Here is a 20,957-nt window from a genome sequence, read left to right as displayed (position 1 = left end):
CTCAGCGGGTGACGAATTGCCCGGGGGCGGGCGGTTTGGAGAAGAAGGGCACGCGCTTGACCCACAGCCGCAGCGCCTGCCAGTGAATGCGCGCGATCACGCCGAGGGTCATCAGCGGCATGCCGAAAAAGGCCTGGCGCGCTCGCGCCGGCGTGAGCGGCGCGAGCGCGCCGGAGACGCTGGTCTGCAGCAGCGCGCCGGCGCCGTCGTGGTGGTCGACCCGCGCCACTGTGCGCCCGGGCGTGCGCATGAAGCGGAAGCGGTAGTCGCCCTCGACCGAGCAGAACGGCGAGACGTGGAACACCTTGGCCGCGCGCAGTTCGCGCCCGTAGCCGAGCTGCGGCCCCTGCAGCAGGTAGCAATGGCGCTCGCCGAAGGTGTTGTTGACCTCGGCGACGATGGCCGCGAGCGAGCCGTCGGCGCGCTCGCAGTACCAGAAGCTCACCGGCTTGAAGGCGTAGCCGAGCACGCGCGGGTAGGTGTGCAGCCAGACCTCGCCGTTGGCGTCGTGCACGCCTTCGCGCAGCAGCAGCTCGTCGAGCCAGGCCAGGCAGTCGGCGCGGCCGTCGCCGTGGTCGCGGTCGTGGAAGCTGACCAGCGCGGTGCGGTTGCGCGCCAGCGCCGCGTGCGGCTGGGCGCGCAGTCGCCGCATCGGCAGCAGCAGGAACCAGGTCGGGTAGGCGAATCGGTTCAGCGCCGGGCGCAGGCGCGCATGGCGCACCTGCCCGATGCCGAGCTGTGGTTCGGCCAGCGGCGCGCTGGTGCTCACGCCGCCTCCTGCTGCGCGCCGATCACGCCGCGGCCGCGCAGGCCCTCGAGCACCGCGAGCGAGGAGCGCAGTCCGTCCTCGTGGAAGCCGTAGCGCGTCCAGGCACCGCAGAACCAGGTGTGCGCGATGCCCTGGATCTGCGGCACGCGCTTCTGCGCCTCGATCGCGGCGAGGTCGAACACCGGGTGGTCGTACTGCCACTCGCCGACGATGCGGGCCGGGTCGATGGGGGTGGTCGGATTGAGCGACACCAGCACGGGCGTGCTGAAGGGCAGCGGCTGCAGCTTGTTGAGCAGGTAGTGCAGGCACACGGCCGCCTGCTCGCGCGAATCGTCGGCCGCGCGCTGGTAGTTCCAGGCGGCCCAGGCCGGGCGGCGCTGCGGCAGCACGCGCGTGTCGGTGTGCAGCACGGCCCGGTTGGGCTGGTAGCGGATCGCGCCGAGCACGGCCCGTTCGGCCTCGCTCGCGTCGGCCAGCAGCGCGAGTGCCTGGTCGGTGTGGCAGGCGAGCACGAGTTCGTCAAAACGTTCCTCGCCGCGGTCGGTGGCGACCCACACGCCCGCCGCACCACTGCCCGGCGGCACGCGCCGCACCCGCCGCACCGGCGTGCGCAGCCGCGCATCCGGCACCGCGGCGACGATCTTCTCGACGTACTGGCGTGCGCCGCCGCGCACGGTGAACCAGCGCGGCCGGGTCGCCACCTGGATCAGCCCGTGGTTGTGGCAGAAGCGGATCATCGTGGCCACCGGGAAGCGCAGCATCTGGTCGGTGGGGCAGGACCAGATGCAGCCCAGCATCGGCAGCAGGTACCAGTCGCGGAACGCCGCGCCAAAGCGCTGGCGCGTCAGGAAGTCGCCCAGCGGCTCGGCGAGTTCCTCCTCGCGGCCGGCCTCGGCGATGGCGCTGGCCACGCGGTTGAAGCGCAGCAGGTCGGCGAGCATGCCCCAGAAGCGCGGGCGCAGCAGGTTGCGCTTCTGCGCGAACACGGTCGCGAGGTTCGAGCCGCTCCATTCGAGGGCATGCCCGGGGACCTGGACCGAGAACGACATGTCCGAGGGCGCCAGCGCGATGCCGAGTTCGGCGAACAGCGCCAGCAGGTTCGGGTAGGTGCGTTCGTTGAGCACCAGGAAGCCGGTGTCGACGCCGTGGGTCACGCCATCGAGCGTGACATCGACGGTGTGGGTGTGGCCGCCGAACCAGTCGCCCGCCTCGAAGAGCGACACCCGGGCCTGTCCGCGCAGGCCGTGGGCAACGCCCAGCCCCGCGATGCCGGAGCCGACGACGGCTATGCGGCGCATCGCGCGCCCCCGGGGGACGGACCGATGCCGCCCCAGGCGGCATCGGTCGGAAGGAAGAATGCTGCGGAGCGCCCCCGGGCGAAGGAGGGAGGAGGGAGGGAGGAGGAGAACCGCCCGGGGATTTCAGCCTGCCGAAGCAGGAGGCTCCGCAACAGAAAACTCGCTCGGCCGGCACTCCGATCACCCGGCCACGCCACCTTGGACTCGCTCTTGGCGGCAAGTTCCCTGCCGTTGGCGGGCATTGGTGCCGAGAAGATCTCGAAATGCATCTGGCTGTTCCGCTTGAACTGAACAGTATTAATCATAACCGATCGGTATTCACTTTGCATCGAGTAGTTTTTCGATGCGCGCCGCGAAGGCCGGATCCGCGGGGTCCACGTCGCTCGCGAACGAGCTGACGGCCTGGCCGTCGCGCGCCACCAGGTACTTGTGGAAGTTCCAGCGCGGCGCCTGGCCGGTGCGCCGGGCCAACTCGCCGAACAACGGGTTCTGCGCCGAACCGGCCGAAGCGGCCACACGGGTCTTGGCGAACATCGGAAAGCGCACGCCATAGGTGTTCTCGCAGAACTCGGCGATCTGCTTCGCATCGCCCGGCTCCTGGCTGCCGAAGTCGTTGGATGGGAACCCGAGCACCACCAGGCCGCGGCCGCGGTAGCGGTCGTACAGTGCCTCGAGCGACTTGTACTGGGGCGTGTAGCCGCAGAAGCTGGCCGTGTTCACCACCAGCAGCACGCGGCCGGTGTACTGGCACAGGTCCTGGGGCTTCTCGTCCTGCAGGCGCGGGAACTGGCGCGCCAGGAGCGATGGGCATTCGGCCGGGGCGGCCCAGGTCGCCGGCGCGGCCGCCATCGCGAGGCCCGCCAGGGCAGCGGTGAGGGGTGTCTTCATGTGATCGATACTAAGCGGTACACTTGAAGACTGCAAGGTCATGTCTTGGACAACAGAGGCTTCCATGAAGGCCGGAACCGTTCCGCTCGATCTCCCCATGACGATCGCTGCCGTCGAGCGCGACACCGGCATCGGCAAGGACACGCTGCGCGCCTGGGAGCGTCGCTACGGCTTTCCGCAGCCCGTGCGCAGCGACTCGGGTGAGCGCCTGTACCCGGCCGAACAGGTGCACAAGCTGCGCCTGCTCAAGCGCCTGGTCGAGCGCGGTGGCCGGCCCGGGCAGCTGGCGCGGCTGGACATCGCGGCGCTGGTCGCGCTGCAGGACGAGGCCGCGGCATCCACGCCGCGGCGCGCAGGCACCGACGGCTTCCTGGAGCTGATCCGGGCGCACGACGTGGCCGCGCTGCGGCGCCGCCTGCGCGAGCGGCGCAGCCGCCTCGGGCTGGCCCGGTTCGTCACCGAGCTGGTCGCGCCGCTGAATACGCAGGTCGGCGAGGCCTGGATGCGTGGCCAGCTGCAGGTGTTCGAGGAGCACCTGTACACCGAGTCGATCCAGCTGGTGCTGCGCGAGGCGGTGGCCGCGCTGCCCGCGGGACGGACGGTCGACCGGCCGCGGGTGCTGCTGACCACCTTCCCCGGCGAGCCGCACGGCCTCGGGCTGCTGATGGCCGAGGCCCTGTTCACGCTCGACGGTGCCGCGGTCACCTCGCTGGGCGTGGCCACCCCGCTGTGGGACATCGTGCTGGCGGCCCAGGCGCTTGCGGCCGACATCGTGGCGCTCAGCTTCAGCGGCTGCATGAACCCGGGCCAGGTGGTGGACGGGCTCGCCGAGCTGCGCAGCCGCCTGCCCTCGCGCATGGCGTTGTGGGCCGGCGGCGCCGCACCGGTGCTGCACCGGTGCCCGGTGCCTGGCGTCACCGCGATCGCCGAGCTGGAGCAGATCGGGGCCGGCCTGCAGCGCTGGCGGCAGACCACGGCAAGGCCCTGAGGCGCGGCAGGACGCGGTGTCCCGCGGTCACGAGGCGACCCTAGAATCGGCGCGCAGACGAGGCCGGCCATGATCTATCCAGAACTCTTCAAGCAGCTCGAAGCGGTCCGCTGGAGCATGGACAAGGACATCCCCTGGGACCAGTTCGACGCCAGCAAGCTCAGCGACGAGCAGGCCCAGACGATCAAGATGAACGCGATCACCGAGTGGGCGGCGTTGCCGGCCACCGAGATGTTCCTGCGCGACAACCGCGACGACAGCGACTTCTCCGCGTTCATGAGCGTGTGGTTCTTCGAGGAGCAGAAGCACTCGCTCGTGCTGATGGAGTACCTGCGCCGCTTCCGCCCCGACCTCGTGCCCACCGAGGCCGAGCTGCACGAGGTGCGCTTCGAGTTCGACCCGGCTCCCGCGCTCGAGACACTGATGCTGCACTTCTGCGGCGAGATCCGCCTGAACCACTGGTACCGGCGCGCCGCCGAGTGGCACAGCGAACCGGTCATCAAGGCGATCTACGAGACGCTGGCGCGCGACGAGGCGCGTCACGGCGGCGCCTACCTGCGCTACATGAAGCGTGCGCTGCAGCGCTTCGGCGACGAGGCGCGCGCGGCCTTCGCGAAGGTCGGCGTGCTGATGGCCAGCGCGCGCCGCACCGCGCAGGCGCTGCACCCGACCAACCTGCACGTCAACGTCAAGCTGTTCCCGCGCGACACGGTGCAGAGCCGGCTGCCGAATCCGGAATGGCTGGAGCAGTGGCTCGACAAGCAGATCCAGTTCGACGCGGTGTGGGAGACCAAGGTGGTCGACCGCATCCTGCACAACATGAGCCTGCTGATGGAGCGCAGCTTCGCGAGCGTGCAGGAGCTGAACCGCTTCCGCAAGGAAGTCACCGCCAAGCTCGGCGCGGCCCCCGGGGCACAACCGGCTTGAGCGGCGAGCCGGGCTTCCTCGCCAAGCTCTGCTCCCGCGGCGAGCTGGCGGCGCGCCTGGCCGCGCTGCCGAAGCCGGTGGTCTTCACCAACGGCGTGTTCGACATCCTGCACCGCGGCCATGTCAGCTACCTGGCGCAGGCACGCGCGCTCGGCGCGAGTCTCGTGATCGGACTGAACAGCGACGCCTCGGCGCGCGGGCTCGGCAAGGGCCCGGACCGCCCGCTCAACGCCGAGGCCGACCGTGCCTGCGTGCTGGCGGCGCTCGAGAGCGTCAGCCTGGTGACGCTGTTCGACGAGCCGACGCCGGTGGCGCTGCTCGAGCTGGTGCGGCCGCAGGTCTACGTCAAGGGCGGCGACTACGACATCGAGACGCTCGAGGAGACGAAGCGTGTGCGCTCCTGGGGCGGCACCGCCGTGGCGCTGCCCTTCGTCGACGGCTACTCGACCACGGCGCTGGTGCGCCGCATCCGCGGCTGAGTCACCTCCGATTCACGATCACGATGCCCGCGGCCACGGCCGCCAGGGCCACCAGCAGCCGTGCCGTGACCGGCTCGCCCAGCAGCAGCGCGCCCAGCAGCAGGCCGAACACCGGCGTCAGCAGCGTGAACGACGCGAGCCGCGTGGCCGGGTAGTGGCGCACCAGCCAGAACCACAGCAGGTAGCTGGCGAAGGTGACCACCACGATCTGGAAGAACAGCGAGGCCCAGGTCAGCGGCGACAGGGTCGGCGCCCAGGGTTGGCCGTCCAGCAGCGCGGCCAGGCCGAGCGCGAGCCCGGAGATCGCGAGCTGGTAGAGCAGCGTCTTCTCGGCCGAGGCGCTGGCCAGCCGGCTACCGCGGATCGCCAGCGTGGTCGCCCCCCACAGCACGCCGGCGGCCACGCCGAGCGCGTCGCCGAACCACTGGCGCTCGCCCGCGGCCGGGCGGCTGAAGCCCTCGGCGAAGCCCCAGGCCACGCCGCCGAAGGCGATCGCCAGGCCGGCCAGCTGCAGCGGCGTCAGCCGCTCCGAGCGTGCGATGAACGGCATGCCGAGCGCGACGACGAAGGGCGAGATGTAGATGAACACCGCCATGCGCGAGGCGGTGGTGTGCTGCAGGCCGACGAAGATGCAGCCGAACTCGGCGGCGAACAGCAGCCCCGCGAGCAGCCCGCCGGGCAGCGAGCCGTCGCGCTCGAACAGCGCGATGCCGCGCGCGCGTGCCCACAGCGCCACCAGCGCGGCACCGCCGAGCGAGCGCAGCGCCGCCTGGGCCAGCGGCGGCACCTCCGCGATCGCGACCTTGGCGGCGACCTGGTTCAGGCCCCACAGGAAGCAGCAGAAGACGAGCAGCCCGACGGCGCGGCCGTCGAGGCGGGTATGGCGATCAGGCATGCGGGCGGTTCGGGAGCAGGCTGGCGAGCAGGCCACACAGCACGCCCGCGACGAGGCCGGTGGCATGCGCGAACGGAGCGATCGGGATGTCCCAGCCGGTACGGTATTGCAGCACGGCGCCGCCCGGATCCTCCCCCAGGACCTTCACCAGCAGTCCCGCCAGCAGCGCCGCGCCGACCAGGCGGCGCCGGCCCCGGCCGGTAACGAGGAGGTGCAGAGCGGCGACCGCCACGCCGGCGTGCAGCACGCCGGAGAGCCCGCCGAAATGCGCCAGCTCCGGGCGCAGCAGCAGGCCGAGCTGCGTCAGCGGCCAGGCGGCAAGCCAGGCCAGCGCGCTGCGCAGCGGCACCTCGGCCTGCACGCCGAGCACCGCCACCAGCGCCGCGCCGGCCAGGTTGGCGCCCAGGTGCAGCGCGCTGTAGTGCACCGCTGCGGCCGTGACGGCGCGCCACGGTTCGCGCCCGGCCAGGCCCGGCTGCCACTCGAGCCCGCTGGGCGGGTGTCCCCAGGCCAGCAGCGAACCGGCGGCCAGCAGCAGCGCCAGCGCGAGCCAGGCGCGCGCGCCGGGACGCGCCGGGATCAATCGAACACCGCGCGCCAGAGCGCCAGCACGGCGTCGCGGTGCTCCGCCAGCGTGGCCGGGTCGACCTGCGTGGGCTGCTCGTCCAGGCGTGCCTTGTGCTGCGCGCGGCGCAGCTCGCGGTAGGCGTCGGCCGCATGCGTGCCGACGTGGTCGGGCAGCAGCCCGGCGTCCTGCGCACGCTGCAGCAGCGCGATGTTGCCCTTGTTGTCGAGCAGCTCGGGATGCTTCGCGCTGTGCGCGAGCACCAGGAACTGCACCGCGAACTCGACGTCCACCATGCCGCCCGGGCTGTGCTTGACGTCGAAGCGCCCGGCCGGCACCGGGCGCGCTGCGCGCAGCTTCTCGCGCATCGAGTGCACCTCCTGGCGCAGCGCGAGCGCGTCGCGCGGCGCGGCCAGCACGGCGCGCCGCACGGCCTCGAAGCGCGGTTCGAGCTCGGGCAGGCCGGCGCACCAGCGCGCCCGTGTCAGCGCCTGGTGCTCCCAGGTCCACGCGGTGTTGCTGCCGCGGCCGGTCTGGTACTTCTCGAACGCGGCCATCGAGGTGACCAGCATGCCGGAGTTGCCGTTGGGCCGCAGCGCGGTGTCGATGTCGAACAGCTCGCCGGCCGGCGTGCGCAGCGTCAGCCAGCTGATCAGCTTGCGCACGAAGGCGCTGTAGGCCTCGGGGGCACGCTCGTCCTCGTCGTCGAACAGGAACACCAGGTCGAGGTCGCTGCCGTAGCCGAGCTCCTTGCCGCCCAGCTTGCCGTAGGCGATCACCGCGAAGCGCGGGTCGGGCCGGTGGGCCTGCTTCAGGTGTTTCCAGGTCCACAGCAGCGTGCGGTGCAGCGTGGCGTCGGCCAGCGCGGACAGCTCGTCGGCCACCTGCTCGACCGTGATGCGACCCTCCACGTCGCGCACCAGCGTGCGGAACACCTCGGCGTGGTGGGCACGGCGCAGGGTGTCGAGCAGCGATTCGGGGTCGGCCTGGCCGGAGCGCTCCCAGGCCTCGTGGCGCTGCTCGAGCTCGGCCTCGAACTCGGCCGCGTCGAAGCCGCTGTGCAGCAGCCGCTCGTCGGCCAGTTCGTCGATCACGCCGGGGTGGCGCATCATGTAGCGCATCGGCCAGCGCGCCAGGCCGAGCAGGCGCAGCAACCGGTGCTGCACCTCGGGCCGCTCGACCAGCAACGCCAGGTAGCTCTCGCGCCGCAGCAGCGGCTCGAGCCAGTCGATGAAGCGCACCGCCGCCTCTTGCGTGCAGTCGCCCTGGCGCGCCGACGCGGCGGCGCGGGCGATCAGGCGGCCCAGGCGCGCCTTGCTCTCCTCGCGCAGCGAGCGGATCTTGGCCTGCCCGCACAGCGGGCGCACCCGCTCGGCCAGCTCGGGCGGCAGCTGCTCGAGGAAGCTGTCGCTGTCCAGCGGCGCGGGCGGCGCGCCGCAGGGCTTGCAGCCGACGTTGCCGTTGCAGCCGCCGGCCGGGGTGCGGCCGTCGTGCAGCAAGGCGTCGAACTCGAGCGCGACGAACTCGCGGATCTCGCCCAGCTTGTCGAGCAGCTCGCAGGCGTCGGCGCGGCAGGTCAGGCCGAGGCTGCGCGCGATCCAGTTCAGGTCGGCGTCGGCCGTGGGCAGCAGGTGGGTCTGCTGGTCGTCCAGGTACTGGATGCGGTGCTCGACGCGGCGCAGGAAGACATAGGCCTCGGCCAGGCGCCGCGCGCTCTCGGGCTTCATCAGCGCGCCGGCGGCCAGCTTGTCGAGCGCCTTCAGCGTGGCACGCGTGCGGATCTCGGGGAAGTGGCCGCCGCGCACCACCAGCAGCAGCTGCACGATGAACTCGATCTCGCGGATGCCGCCGCGCGAGAGCTTGACGTCGTTGGCGCGCTCGGGCCGCCCGGCGGCGCGGCGCTGCGCCTCGTCGCGCACCTTGCGGTGCAGCTGGCGCAGGCCCTCGAACACGCCGTAGTCGAGGTACTTGCGGTAGACGAAGGCGTTGATGATGGCGCGCAGCGGCAGCGGACGGCCGGCCGCGACGCTGGCGCGCGGCGCGACCACCCGGCTCTTCAGCCAGGCGAAGCGCTCCCACTCACGGCCCTGCGCCTGCAGGTAGTCCTCCAGCATCGACAGGCTGACCACCGGTGGTCCGGAGTTGCCGTTCGGGCGCAGCGCCAGGTCGACGCGGAACACGAAGCCGTCCTCCGTGGTGTCGCCGATCAGCGTGTACAGGCTGCGCGCGACGCGGGCGAAGAACTCGTGCGCCGACAGCGGCTGCGCCCCGTCGGTCTGCCCGTCTTCCTCGTAGACGTAGACCAGGTCGATGTCGGAGGACACGTTCAGCTCGCGCGCGCCGAGCTTGCCCATGCCGACGACCCAGAAGTCGATCTCGGCGCCGGACTCGCCGCGCGGCGTGCCGTGGCGTGCGCGCTGGTCGGCCAGCGCCTGGGCCAGCGCCAGGTCGAGCGTGGTCTCGGCCAGCTCGGTCATCGCGAGCGTGATGTCCTGCATCGCGGCGTCGCACTCGACGTCGAGCACCGCCAGGCGCTCCAGCACCAGCTGGCGCGCCACGCGCAGCGCCGAGGGCAGCGCCCGGCCGCCGGCGCCCAGCGCCTCGATCAGGCCGACGATCGCCTCGCGCCGCGGCAACCCCGGCGGCAGCAGCGGCAGCTCGGCCGCGTAGCGGCGCCGGATGCGCTGCACGAAGCGGCTGTGGTCGGCGCTGCAACGTGCAGTGACGATTGCTTGCGAATCGCTGGACGGAGTCGAAGGGGAACCCATCGGTTGGCCGGCGGTCTGCTCTTACATTGACTTCCGCGGCCCGGCCGCTGCGGCCAGCGGCGACAATCCGGTGCTGCGTGGCGGCATGGCCTGGCCCGGCGCTCGCCGCACGTGTCCCGTCACCGTCATGCCCTCCACTCCCACTGCCGTTGCCGATGCCGCCCAGCGCCCCCCGGCGGCCTCCTCGCGGTGGCGGCCCGTGCGAACGCTGCTGCGTGTCGCCTCCGGTCTGTTGCTGGCGGCGACGAGCTTATTGGTCATCGCCTGGTTGACACTGCACTGGGGGATTCTGCCGCGAATCGAGCAGTGGCGCCCGCAGATCGAGGCACGGGCCAGTGACGCACTGGGCATTCCGGTGCGCATCGGGGCGATCGCGGTGCGCTCGGGCAGCTGGGTGCCGGCCGTCGAGCTGCGCGACGTGCGCCTGCTCGACGCGCAGCAGCGCCCGGCGCTGCAGCTGCCGCGCGTGGCCGCCGCCCTCTCGCCGCGCTCGCTGCTCTCGTTCGAGCTGCGCTTCGCCCAGCTGCTGATCGAAGGCGCGCAGCTCGACATCCGGCGCGACGCCGACGGCCGCATCTTCGTCGCCGGGCTGGACCTGTCCGCCGCCGGCCGAAGTGCGGCCGAGGACGACGGCAGCGCGCTGCGCGACTGGGTGTTCGAGCAGCACGAGTTCGTGGTGCGCGGCGGCAGCGTGCGCTGGATCGACGAGCTGCGCCACGCGCCGCCGCTGGCGCTCACCGACGTGCAGTTCGCGCTGCGCAACGGCCTGCTGTCGCACGAGCTGCGCCTGGACGCCACGCCGCAGGCCGAATGGGGCCAGCGCTTCAGCCTGCGCGGACGCTTCCGCCAGCCGCTGCTGGCGCGTGCCGGCGACTGGCGACGCTGGAGCGGCGACGCCTTCGCCGAGCTGCCGCACGTGGACGTGCACGAGCTGCGCCGCTACGTCAACCTGCCGTTCGAGCTGGACGACGGCGAGGGGGCGCTGCGCGCCTGGGTCGAGCTGGTCGACGGCCGGCCGCGCAGCGGTACCGCCGACGTGGCGCTGCACCAGGTGGCGGTGCGCCTGGCGCAGGACGTCGAGCCGCTCACCTTCGCGCAGGTGCAGGGCCGCGTGGTCGCGGCGCGCCAGGACGAGGGCATGACGATCGCCCTGCAGCGCTTCGCCTTCGAGACCGGCGACGGCCTGCGCTGGCCGGCCAGCGAGATGTCGCTCGCCTGGCGCCAGCGCGCCGGCCAGCCGGCTGGCGGCGGCGAGTTCCGTGCCGACCGGCTCGACCTCGCACTGATGGCACAGGTGGCGGGCCGCGTGCCGCTCGGCGAAGCCGTGCGGCGCCTGCTGGCCGAGCTGCAGCCGCAGGGCATCGTCGACGGCCTGGTGGCGAGCTGGGACGGGCCGCTCGACGCGCCGACCCGCTACCGCGCCAAGGCCGGCTTTCGCGGCCTGGCGCTGGCGGCCAAGGCGGCCTCCGAGCCCGGCGCGGTCGGTCGGCCGGGGCTGCGCAACGCCAACCTGCAGGTCGAGGCCAGCGAGTCCGGCGGCACGGCCAGCCTGGCCATCGACGACGGCGCGATCGAGTTCCCGGGCGTGTTCGACGTGCCGCTGATCCCGCTGAACACGCTCGCGGCCGAGCTGGCCTGGAAGATCGAGACGCCGCGCGGCGCGCTGCGCAGCCAGGTCAGCGTGCAGGTGAAGGACGGGCGCTTCGCCAACGCCGATGCCCAGGGCGAGCTCGCCGCCACCTGGCGCACCGGGCCGGGCGAAGGCTTCGGTCGCGGCGGGCGCTACCCCGGCCGGCTCGAGCTCGACGGCCGCATCCTGCAGGCCGACGCCACCCAGGTGGCACGCTACCTGCCGCTGCAGCTGCCCGACACCCGTGGCTACCTCGGCCGCGCCATGCAGGGCGGCACGCTGCGCGACGCCGGCTTCCGGGTCCGCGGCGACCTGTGGGACGTGCCCTTCGTCGGCGCGCGCAGCGCGAAGGAGGGCGAGTTCCGCATCGCCGGCCGGCTGGAGGACGGGACCTTCGCCTACGTGCCCGACGAACCGGCCGAGGGCGACCGTCCGGCCTGGGTCTCGCCCTGGCCCGCGTTCGGCAAGGTGCAGGGCGAGTTCGTGGTCGACCGCGGCACGCTGGAGATCCGTGCGGCGCGTGGCCAGCTCGGCAACGTGGCCCTGTCCAACGTGCAGGGCGGCATCCGCGACATGATCGAGCGGCCGGTGTTCCGCATCGAGGGTCAGGCACGCGGCCCGCTGGCCGAGATGCTGCGCTTCGTCAACACCACGCCCGTCGGCGAATGGACCGGCCATGCGCTGGCGCGCACCAGCGCGACCGGCAACGCCGATCTGAAGCTGGCGCTGGCCATGCCGCTGCAGGACCTGCCGGCCAGCACCGTCAAGGGCAGCGTCACGCTGGCCGGCAACGACCTGCGCCTGGTGCCCGGGGCGCCGCTGTTCGGCGCGGCCCGCGGGCGGGTCGACTTCAGCCAGCAGGGCTTCGCGGTGGTCGACGGCCGGGCGCGCGTGCTGGGCGGCGAGCTGGTCTTCGACGGGGGCTCGCAGGGCGACGGCAGCCTGCGCTTCAACGGCCAGGGCAGCGCCACCGCCGAGGCGCTGCGGCGCGCCGAGGAACTCGGCCCGCTGGCCCGGCTGGCCGGCACGCTGAGCGGGCAGACCAGCTACCGGGCGAGCCTCGGCTTCGTGCGCGGCCTGCCCGAGTTCAGCCTGACCAGCAGCCTCGCGGGGCTGGCCATCGACCTGCCGCCGCCGCTGCGCAAGCCGGCCGAGGCGAGCCTGCCGCTGCGCGTGCAGAGCACGCTCGCGGCCGGCGACGCGCGCGACACCCTGCGCATCGAGCTCGGCACGCTGCTGCAGGCCCAGTTCCAGCGCGATCTCTCCGGCGACACGCCACGGGTGCTGCGCGGCGGCATCGGCCTGAACGAGGCGGCGCCCTGGCCCGAGGCCGGCGTGCATGCCAACCTCAACCTCGGCGTGCTGCGGGTCGACCCGTGGGAGCACGTGGCCGAACGGCTGTTCCCGTCCGCCCCCGGGCCGGGACCGGCGGGTGATGCCGGCGGCTACCTGCCGACCCGTCTGGCCCTGCGCGCGCAGGAGCTGCACAGCGGCGCGCGGCGCTTCAACCAGGTGGTGGCCGGCCTGTCGCAGGACGACGGCAACTGGCGCGGCAACGTCGAGGCCGAGCAGCTCAACGGCTACGTCGAGTACCGTCCCGCGCGCGCCGGCGGTGCCGCCGGGCGCGTGTACGCGCGGCTGGCACGGCTCGCGCTGCCCAAGGGCGATGCCGAGCAGGTCGAGACCCTGCTCGACCAGCAGCAGCCCACCAGCGTGCCGGCGCTGGACATCGTGGTCGACGACTTCGAGCTGCGCGGCAAGCGGCTCGGCCGCGTCGAGATCGTCGCCGTCAACGGCGTCGCCGGCGAAGGCCGCGATGCGGTGCGCGAGTGGCGGCTCGACCGCTTCAGCGTCAGCACGCCCGAGGCGCAGCTGAGCGGCAAGGGCCGCTGGGCCGAGGTCGGCGGGCCCTACCTGACGGTGCCCGGCGGCGCGGCCAGCGCGCGGCGCCGCGCGGTGCTGGACTTCAGGCTCGAGGTCGCCAACGGCGGTGCGCTGCTCGAGCGCCTGGGCATGGGCCACGCGGTGCGTGGCGGCAAGGGTCAGCTGGCCGGGCAGCTGTCCTGGCTCGGCTCGCCGCTGGCGCTGGACTACGGCAGCATGGGCGGCAACATCAACGTGGCGATCGACGCCGGCCAGTTCCTCAAGGCCGAGCCGGGCGCCGCGCGGCTGCTCTCGGTGCTCAGCCTGCAGTCGCTGCCGCGCCGCCTGGCGCTGGACTTCCGCGACGTGTTCCAGGAGGGCTTCGCGTTCGACAACCTCACCGGCGACGTGACGGTCGAGCAGGGCGTGGCCCGCACCAACAACCTGCGCATGCGCGGCGTGCAGGCCGTGGTGCTGATGGAGGGCAGCGCCGACATCGCGCGCGAGACGCAGGACCTGCGCGTGATCGTGGTGCCCGAGATCAACGCCGGCACCGCCTCGCTGGCCTATGCCGCGATCAACCCGGCGCTCGGCCTGGGCACCTTCCTCGCGCAGGTGTTCCTGCGCCGGCCGCTGATCCAGGCCGGCACGCGCGAGTTCCATGTCAGCGGCTCGTGGGACGACCCCAAGGTGGAGAAGGTCGAGCGCAAGCCGGGTGACGAAGTGCCGGATGTCGACGCGGCCGCGTCCGCGCCGCGGCCGGCGCAATGAGCCGGAGCACGCCATGAAGATCGCCGCCCTGCAGATGGTCTCGACGCCGGACGTGGCACGCAACCTGGCCACGGCGCGGCGCCTGCTCGCCGAGGCGGCGGCGCAGGGCGCGCGCCTGGCCGCGCTGCCCGAGTACTTCTGCTTCATGGGCCTGAAGGACAGCGACAAGCTCGGCGTGGCCGAGCCGCCGGGCGCCGGGCCGATCCAGGCCATGCTGGCCGAGGCAGCGCGCACGCACGGCCTGTGGATCATCGGCGGCACGCTGCCGCTGGTCAGCCCGGACCCGCAGCGCGTGCTCAACGCCTGCGGCGTGTGGGCGCCGGACGGCTCGCTCGCCGCGCGCTACGACAAGATCCACCTGTTCCGCTTCGAGCGCGACGGCGCGGGCGGCCGCGAGCGCTACGACGAGGGCGCCTCGATCCGCGCCGGTCGCCAGCCGACCGCGCTGGCGGTCGACGCCTTGCGCCTGGGCCTGAGCATCTGCTACGACCTGCGCTTCCCCGAGCTGTACCGCGCGCTGATGACGCCGCCCTGCGACCTGATCGCGGTGCCCTCGGCCTTCACCTACACCACCGGCCAGGCGCACTGGGAGACGCTGCTGCGCGCCCGGGCGATCGAGAACCAGTGTTACGTGATCGCGCCGGCCCAGGGCGGGCGGCACGAGAACGGCCGCCGCACCTGGGGGCACAGCCTGATCGTCGACCCCTGGGGCGAGGTGCTCGCCGTGCGGCCCGAGGGCGAGGGCGTGGTGCTTGCCGAGCTCGACCCGGCGCGCCTGGCCGAGGTGCGCGGCCAGCTGCCGGCACTGTCGCACCGCTGCCTGTAGGCGCAGCCGGCGACGCCGCCGGTGGCGCCCTGCGATACCGCCGCGCGGCGGCGCGGCGGCGCGGTGCAGACTGCTAGAGTGCCCGCGCATTGGAGGACGGACGAGGACGGGAGGCCCGGTCGTGCATGTGATCCTGGCGGTGCTGTTGGGGGCGATCGGCGGCGCGCTGGCCGGCGAGAACGAGTTCGGCGCCGCGGTCGGCGCGCTGCTGGGCGGTCTGATCCACCGGGCGTTGCGCCAGCAGCGCGAGATCGCGGCCCTGCAGCAGGCCTTGAAGGCACAGCCGGCGGCGGCCCCGGCGATCAAGGCACCCGCACCGGAGCCCGAGCCGGCCGCCGAACCCGTGCCGCCGGCCGCGGAGGTGTCCGTCGAGAGGCCGCCCGCGGTGGCGCCGGAGCCGCTGCCCGACATCGGCCCCGGCGCCGTGCCCGACGTGATGCCCGACGTGGTGCCCGACGCGGTGCCCGACCGGGTGCCGGCTGCCGCACCGCTGCCGCCGCCCGCGCCGCCCGCGCCGGCCGCCCCGGCGGCGCCCGGTCTCGTGACCACGCTGCGCGACTGGTTCTTCGGCGGCAACACCATCGTCAAGGCCGGCGTCGGCATCCTGTTCATCGGCCTGGCCTTCCTGGCCAAGTACGCCTCCGAGCATGTGCAGTGGCCGATCGAGCTGCGCCTGGCGTCGGTCGGCGCCGCGGCGCTGGTGCTGCTGGTGCTCGGCTGGCGGCTGCGCCAGCGCCGGCCCGGGTACGCGCAGGCGCTGCAGGGCGGCGCGGTGGCGGTGCTGTACCTGACGCTGTTCGTCGCCTTCCGCGCCTACGGCGTGCTGGGCGCGGTGCCGGTGTTCGCGCTGATGGTGGTGGTCGCGGCCCTCGCCGCCGCGCTGGCGGTGCAGCAGGACGCGCTGGCGCTGGCGGTGATCGGCGCGCTGGGCGGCTTCGCCACGCCGCTGCTCGTCTCCACCGGCAGCGGCAACCATGTCGCGCTGTTCGCCTACTACCTGGTGCTCGACCTCGGCATCGCGGCGGTCGCCTGGTTCCGCACCTGGCGCGTGCTGAACCTGGTCGGCTTCGTGTTCACCTTCCTGGTCGGCAGCGCCTGGGGCGTGCTGCAGTACCGCGCCGAGCACTACGCCAGCGCGCAGGCCTTCCTGATCGCCTTCTTCCTGCTGTTCGCCGCCATCCTGCTGCTGCCGGCGCGGCGTGCCGCCGAGGTCGCGGCCTCGTCGCGCTGGGTGCACGGCACGCTGCTGTTCGGTCTGCCCACCGTCGTCTTCGCGCTGCAGTACGGCCTGGTGCGCGACGTGACCTACGGCCCGGCGCTGTCGGCCCTGGCCATGGCGGCGTTCTACGTCGCGCTGGCCGTCGCGCTGCGCGGGCGTGCGCCGCTGGCGCTGGTGTTCGAGGGCAGCCTGGCGATCGGCACGGTGCTGCTGACCCTGGTGATCCCGTTCGCGCTGGACGCGCGCAGCACGGCCGGCGCCTGGGCGCTGGAGGGCGCCGGGCTGGTGTGGCTCGGCTACCGGCAAGCGCGCCGCCTGGCACGCGCCTTCGGCGCCGTGCTGCTGCTGCTCGCCGGTTTCGCGCTGCTGCATGCGATCGACCGCCACCCGTCGCCCGACACCTGGGCCAACGCCCTGCTGTTCAACGGCGTGATGCTGGCGTTGGCGGCCCTGGCCGGCGCGCTGTTCGTGCACCGCCATGCCGCGCCGGACGGCCCGGAACGCTGGGCGGAGCCGCTGCTGATCGGCTGGGCGCTGCTGGCCTGGGCGACCACCGCGGTGCTGCATGTGGAGGCGCTGGTCGAGGCCGACACGCGCCTCGCGGCGCTGGTCGGCGCGGCCGCGCTGGTGGCGCTGGTGCATGCGCTGCTCGGGCGCCGCTTCGGCTGGCGCACGGTCACGCTGCCGCTGATCGGCTACCTGCCGCTGCTGGGCCTCGCGCTGCTGGCCAGCGTGCTGTTCCAGGATGGGCCCTTCGAGCATGGAGGTGCCTGGGCCTGGCCGGCCGCGCTGGCGGTGCAGGCCTTCGTGCTGGCCAGCGCGCTGCCGCGCTGGGCGCCGGCGGCCCAACACCTCGTGCATGTGTTCGGCGTCTTGCTGGTGGCCGGCCTCGGGGCCCAGCAGGGCCGCGCGCTCACCGCCGACTGGGGCGAGAGCGGCAGCGCCTGGCCCTGGCTCGGCTGGCTGGCGGTGCCGGCGCTGCTGCTGATCGTGCTGCCGCGCCCCGGGACGGCGCGCCGCTGGCCGGCGGCGCTGCTGCCGGCGGCCTACCAGCGCAGTGCTGCCGGCGTGCTGGCGGGGGTGGGTGTGCTGTGGACCCTGCTGGCCAACCTGGTCTCCGACGGCTCGGCCCGGCCGCTGCCCTACCTGCCGCTGCTCAGCCCGCTCGACCTGGCCATCGGCGTCGCGCTCGTCGCCGCCTGGGCCTGGGCGCGCTCGGTGGCCTGGCCTGCGGCGCCGACCGCCGGCGTGCTCGGCGGCGCAGGCTTCGTGTGGCTCAACGCGATGCTGCTGCGCAGCTTCCACCACTGGGGCGGCGTGCCGCTCGAGGTGGCCGCCTGGAGCGCCGCGCCGGCGGTGCAGACCGGCCTGACGCTGCTGTGGACCAGCACCGCGCTGGCGCTGATGTGGGGGGCCGCGCGCCGCGCGCTGCGCGTGCCGTGGATCGTCGGCGCGGTGCTGCTCGGCGTGGTGGTGCTCAAGCTCCTGCTGGTCGACCTGTCGGACAGCGGCACCGTGACGCGCATCGTGTCCTTCATCGGCGTGGGTGTGCTGATGCTGGTGATCGGTTACGTGGCGCCGCTGCCGGCGGCCCGGGAGAAGGCCCATGCGCCCTCGTGAGTTCGCGCTGGCGCTGGCCGGTGCCGCGCTGGCCTTCGTCGCCGCGGCGGCCGACGAGGAGCCGCTGCTGCGCCACCGCGCCGACATCGTGGTCGAGCGGCCCGGCGCCTTCGTGCAGCTGCCGCTGCCGGTGGCGGCCTACGCGCGCACCCAGCAGCCCGGCCTGGCCGACCTGCGCGTGGTCGACGCCCGCGGCGCCAACGTGCCGTTTGCGCTGCTCGCACCGCGGCCCGACGAGGAACTGCGCCGCGAGCGCCTGCGCGAGGCCGCGCTCTACCCGCTGCCGCCGCGCCCGCCGGGCAGCACCGCCTGGCCGCTGCCGCTGGAACTGACGGTCGAGGGCGAGCGCATCCGCGTCACGCGCCGGCCCGGCGCGCCTGCGCTGGCGGGCGTGCCGGCCGGCTGGGTCATCGACCTCGGCGACCCTGCCGCCCGTCCGGCGGACGAGCCGGCGCCGCAGGCGCTCGAGCTGCAATGGTCCGGCCCGGCCGAGTTCAGCGCGGCCTACCGGCTCGAGCAGAGCGCCGACCTGCGCAGCTGGCAACCGGCCGGCGCCGGCCAGTTGCTGGCGCTGGCCGCCCCCGGCGGCGCGCTGACGCAGCCGCGGGTGCCGCTGCCCGCCGCACCGGCGCGCTTCCAGCGCCTGGTCTGGAGCGACCCGGCCGCGGCGCCGGCCCTGAGCGGCGCGCACAGCGTGCGGGTGGAGCAGCGCTCGCGCGTGCTCGACGAGCCGGTCGAGATCGAGGTCGCCGCCAGCCCCGAGCCGCCCGCGCCGGACTCCAAGCAGGCCGCACCCGGCGCGCTGCACTACGACCTCGGCGCCGTGCTGCCGCTGGTGCAGCTCGAGCTGCAGTTGCCGGCCGGCACGCAGGTGGCGCCGGTGCACGTGCAGGCGCGCGAGCGCAGCGACCAGCCCTGGCAGGGCCTGGCCGGCGCGGTGGCCTACCGCATCGAGCGCGACGGCGTGCTGAGCCGCTCGCCGCCGCTCGCGCTGCAGGCGCGGGCGCGTTACCTGCGCATCGTGCCGGACCCGCGTGCCGGCACGCTCGACCCGGCGCGGGTGCCGATCAGGCTGCGCGTGCAGCTCAGCAGCGTGCTGTTCGCGGCCCAGGGCGAGCCGCCGTATGCGCTGCTGGCCGGCTCGGCCCAGGTGCGGCCCGGGGCGCTGCCGCTGGCCACGCTGGTGCCGGCGCTGGACGACGAGCGCGCGCGCTTCGGCCGCGCGCGCCTGGGCGACTGGCAGGAATCGGAAGCCGCGCTGCGCCAGGCCGAGGCCGGCGAGCGCCGCGAGGCGCTGCGGCGCTGGCTGCTGTGGGCGGTGCTGCTGGCCGGCGTGGGCGGGCTGGGCTGGATGGTCTGGCGCCTGGCGCGCGGCGCCGCGAAGCCGGCTCAGTGAAGCCGGCTCAGTGAAGCGACACCTCGACGTACTGGCGCGCCAGTTCGGCCGGCATCGGTGAGTCGAGCAGCAGGCAGCTCAGCCGCAGCGCATCGGCCGCGGTCTGCGGCAGCGGCCCGGGCCGGCCGGGCGGGAAGGCGCAGATCACCCAGGCGCGCACGATCTGCGGCCGCTGCATCCACGACATCGCCTGCAGCCCGTTGAGGGCCTGCACCAGCGCGTCGACGTCGGGCTTCTCCCAGGGCGGGATCTCGTCGGGCTTCATCCAGCGGGTCATCACGGCCAGGTACCAGCGCCGGCCCTCCTGCGGGTCGTCGCTCGGCACCATGCGCGCGAGGTGCGCGGTGTAGCGCTGGATGTGGACCATGTCGTTGGGCGGGAAGCGCGAGATCTCGGTGTCCGGCGCCGCCTGAACCAGGCCGACCGCGTGATCGCCGAAGTGGCGCCGCATCGCCAGCAGCAGCAGCCGGTCCAGCGGGTGCCCGGGCGGGGCCAGCACGCGCCGCGCCGAGCGCAGCAACGCCTGGCGCTCGGCCAGCGGCGTGCCGCCCAGGCGCGCCAGCAGCAGCTCGAACCAGGGCAGGCGGCTCGGGCCGCCGAGCGTCTCGATGTCGGCGCGGATCTCCTCGGCCTCGTGCACCAGCACCGTCTCCTCGCGCCAGGCGCGCAGGCGAGCCACATGGCCGGGCGTGAGCAGCAGCGCGAGCAGCGCGGCGCGCATGCCGCCCGCGCCGCGCACCCGGTCGAGCCGGCCCATAGCGCGGCGTTCGTCGTCCGACAGCGCGACGGTGGGCGGGGCAGGGCGGGTCATGGCCGGATCACAGCAGCGCGGCGCTGCGGAAGCCGAACGGACCGGCGATCAGCCAGGTCGGGAACTGCGCGATGGCTTGGTTGTAGGCGGCGGCCGCATCGTTGAACTGGCGCCGCGCGAAGTCGAGCGTGTTGTCCGCCGCCGCCAGTTCGGCACGCAGCGCGAGCCCCGCCTCGTCGGCCGGCAGGGCCTCGGCCAGGCGCGCGCGCGCTTCGGACAGGATGGTCTCGGCCAGGCGCAGGCTGGTCAGCGCGGGCGCCTCGCTCGGCCGGCTGCGCGCGTGGGCGCGCGCCGCGTCGCACTGCGCCAGCGCGGCCTGGACGATCGGCGCCGCCGCCTCGCTGCCGGGCAGCGCGGCGAGCTGCTCGGCCAGGCGCTGCAGCAGGGCCTGGCGTGCGTCGCACTGCTGGTCGAGCACCGCGAAGCGCCGCGCCAGCGCATGGCGCAGCCGCACCAGGCGGTTGTAGGCGCCGACGGCCCAGAACAGCAGCACCGCCGCCGTGACCCACAGGGCGATCGTGGAGGTGGCCACCGGTGCTAGCTCTGAACCCAGGCGTTGTAGCCCGACCGGCGCAGGTCGCAGGCCGGGCACAGCCCGCAGCCGTAGCCCCACTCGTGGCGGCGCGAGCGGTCGCCGACGTAGCAGGTGTGGGTGTGTTCGGCCACCAGGTCGACGAAGGCGGCGCCGCCGAGCCGCTCGGTCAAGGCCCAGGTCTGCGCCTTGTCGAACCACATCAGCGGCGTCTCGATCGTCATCGGCGCGTCGAGCCCGAGGCTGATCGCCACCTGCAGCGCCTTGAGCGTGTTGTCGCGGCAGTCGGGGTAGCCGGAGAAGTCGGTCTCGCACATGCCGCCGACCAGCACGTTGAGCCCGCGCCGGTAGGCCACCGTCGCCGCGAAGGTCAGGAACAGCAGGTTGCGGCCGGGCACGAAGGTGTTGGGCAGGCCGCCCTCGCGCATCTGGATCTCGCGTTCGTCGGTCAGCGCGGTGTCGGAGATCTGGCCGAGCAGCGCCAGGTCGAGCCGGTGGTCCTCGCCCAGGCGCTTGCCCCATTTCGGGAACTGCGCGCGCAGCTCGTCGCGCACCTTGTCGCGGCAGGCGAGCTCGACTTCGTGGCGCTGGCCGTAGTCGAAGCCGATGGTCTCGACGACCGGGTAGCGCTGCAGCGCCCAGGCCAGGCAGACGGTCGAGTCCTGCCCGCCGGAGAACAGCACCAGGGCGCGGCGTTCGTCGGCCATGCGTG

16 protein-coding genes are annotated in these 20,957 nt (G+C 73.9%); 7 read left to right on the top strand and 9 right to left on the bottom strand.

What is annotated here, in order from left to right; genetic code table 11:
• Position 1: 1 nt before the first annotated feature.
• The 3 genes from D9C15_RS02140 to D9C15_RS02130 all read right to left on the bottom strand — a co-directional run bounded on the left by D9C15_RS02140 (position 2) and on the right by D9C15_RS02130 (position 2,955).
• Positions 2-769, bottom strand: a complete 768-nt coding sequence (locus tag D9C15_RS02140) for a DUF1365 domain-containing protein (RefSeq protein WP_127995768.1) — start codon at positions 767-769, stop codon at positions 2-4.
• Positions 766-2,067 carry an NAD(P)/FAD-dependent oxidoreductase gene (locus D9C15_RS02135; protein ID WP_127995767.1) on the bottom strand — a complete coding sequence of 434 codons (1,302 nt, stop codon included), beginning with the start codon at positions 2,065-2,067 and terminating at the stop codon, positions 766-768. The genes D9C15_RS02140 and D9C15_RS02135 overlap by 4 nt, the downstream gene beginning before the upstream one ends.
• 318 nt (positions 2,068-2,385) lie before the next feature.
• Positions 2,386-2,955 (bottom strand): glutathione peroxidase, encoded by a 570-nt coding sequence (locus tag D9C15_RS02130; protein ID WP_240668254.1) that lies wholly within the window; start codon positions 2,953-2,955, stop codon positions 2,386-2,388.
• Between the two features lie 97 nt (positions 2,956-3,052).
• Between D9C15_RS02130 and D9C15_RS02125 the strand changes: the two genes are divergently transcribed.
• From D9C15_RS02125 to rfaE2, 3 genes are all read left to right on the top strand, one after another.
• Complete coding sequence (locus D9C15_RS02125; protein ID WP_240668253.1) at positions 3,053-3,943, top strand: MerR family transcriptional regulator; 891 nt, start codon at positions 3,053-3,055, stop codon at positions 3,941-3,943.
• Positions 3,944-4,012: 69 nt separating this feature from the next.
• On the top strand, positions 4,013-4,870 hold the full coding sequence (locus D9C15_RS02120) for a ferritin family protein (protein ID WP_127995765.1): 858 nt from the start codon (positions 4,013-4,015) through the stop codon (positions 4,868-4,870).
• Positions 4,867-5,349: a D-glycero-beta-D-manno-heptose 1-phosphate adenylyltransferase gene (gene rfaE2, locus D9C15_RS02115; protein WP_127995764.1), complete on the top strand. Its 483-nt coding sequence runs from the start codon at positions 4,867-4,869 to the stop codon at positions 5,347-5,349. Before D9C15_RS02120 ends, rfaE2 begins: the two co-directional genes overlap by 4 nt.
• A 1-nt stretch (position 5,350) precedes the next feature.
• On the opposite strand, the gene D9C15_RS02110 is transcribed toward rfaE2, so the two are convergent.
• From D9C15_RS02110 to glnE, 3 genes are read right to left on the bottom strand one after another with little or no spacing between them, the layout of a single operon-like run.
• A complete protein-coding gene (locus tag D9C15_RS02110; protein ID WP_127995763.1) occupies positions 5,351-6,244 on the bottom strand; it encodes a DMT family transporter in 894 nt (297 codons plus the stop codon).
• Positions 6,237-6,827 carry a rhombosortase gene (rrtA, locus tag D9C15_RS02105; protein WP_127995762.1) on the bottom strand — a complete coding sequence of 197 codons (591 nt, stop codon included), beginning with the start codon at positions 6,825-6,827 and terminating at the stop codon, positions 6,237-6,239. Before rrtA ends, D9C15_RS02110 begins: the two co-directional genes overlap by 8 nt.
• Positions 6,824-9,577, bottom strand: coding sequence for a bifunctional [glutamate--ammonia ligase]-adenylyl-L-tyrosine phosphorylase/[glutamate--ammonia-ligase] adenylyltransferase (glnE, locus tag D9C15_RS02100; RefSeq protein WP_127995761.1), 2,754 nt, complete (start codon positions 9,575-9,577; stop codon positions 6,824-6,826). The genes rrtA and glnE overlap by 4 nt, the downstream gene beginning before the upstream one ends.
• 199 nt (positions 9,578-9,776) lie before the next feature.
• Between glnE and D9C15_RS02095 the strand changes: the two genes are divergently transcribed.
• From D9C15_RS02095 to D9C15_RS02080, 4 genes are all read left to right on the top strand, one after another.
• Positions 9,777-13,841, top strand: a complete 4,065-nt coding sequence (locus tag D9C15_RS02095) for a YhdP family protein (RefSeq protein WP_164886620.1) — start codon at positions 9,777-9,779, stop codon at positions 13,839-13,841.
• Between the two features lie 13 nt (positions 13,842-13,854).
• On the top strand, positions 13,855-14,667 hold the full coding sequence (locus D9C15_RS02090; RefSeq protein ID WP_127995759.1) for a carbon-nitrogen hydrolase family protein: 813 nt from the start codon (positions 13,855-13,857) through the stop codon (positions 14,665-14,667).
• 121 nt (positions 14,668-14,788) lie between these two features.
• Complete coding sequence (locus D9C15_RS02085) at positions 14,789-17,506, top strand: DUF2339 domain-containing protein (protein ID WP_127995758.1); 2,718 nt, start codon at positions 14,789-14,791, stop codon at positions 17,504-17,506.
• Positions 17,493-18,902 carry a DUF3999 family protein gene (locus D9C15_RS02080; RefSeq protein ID WP_127995757.1) on the top strand — a complete coding sequence of 470 codons (1,410 nt, stop codon included), beginning with the start codon at positions 17,493-17,495 and terminating at the stop codon, positions 18,900-18,902. Before D9C15_RS02085 ends, D9C15_RS02080 begins: the two co-directional genes overlap by 14 nt.
• A 7-nt stretch (positions 18,903-18,909) precedes the next feature.
• Here the strand turns inward: D9C15_RS02080 and D9C15_RS02075 are convergent, their stop codons facing one another.
• The 3 genes from D9C15_RS02075 to queC are packed head-to-tail and all read right to left on the bottom strand — an operon-like array spanning position 18,910 to position 20,952.
• Complete coding sequence (locus D9C15_RS02075; protein WP_127995756.1) at positions 18,910-19,713, bottom strand: hypothetical protein; 804 nt, start codon at positions 19,711-19,713, stop codon at positions 18,910-18,912.
• Between the two features lie 7 nt (positions 19,714-19,720).
• Positions 19,721-20,245 (bottom strand): LemA family protein, encoded by a 525-nt coding sequence (locus D9C15_RS02070; protein ID WP_164886619.1) that lies wholly within the window; start codon positions 20,243-20,245, stop codon positions 19,721-19,723.
• A 5-nt stretch (positions 20,246-20,250) separates the two neighbouring features.
• Complete coding sequence (queC, locus tag D9C15_RS02065) at positions 20,251-20,952, bottom strand: 7-cyano-7-deazaguanine synthase QueC (RefSeq protein WP_127995754.1); 702 nt, start codon at positions 20,950-20,952, stop codon at positions 20,251-20,253.
• Positions 20,953-20,957: the final 5 nt, after the last annotated feature.

It is taken from the genome of Piscinibacter defluvii, assembly GCF_004011805.1.
Classification (GTDB): domain Bacteria; phylum Pseudomonadota; class Gammaproteobacteria; order Burkholderiales; family Burkholderiaceae_C; genus Piscinibacter; species Piscinibacter defluvii.
The sequence above is the reverse complement of the archived record's forward strand: the minus strand, read 5'-3'. Positions and strand labels throughout refer to the sequence as shown.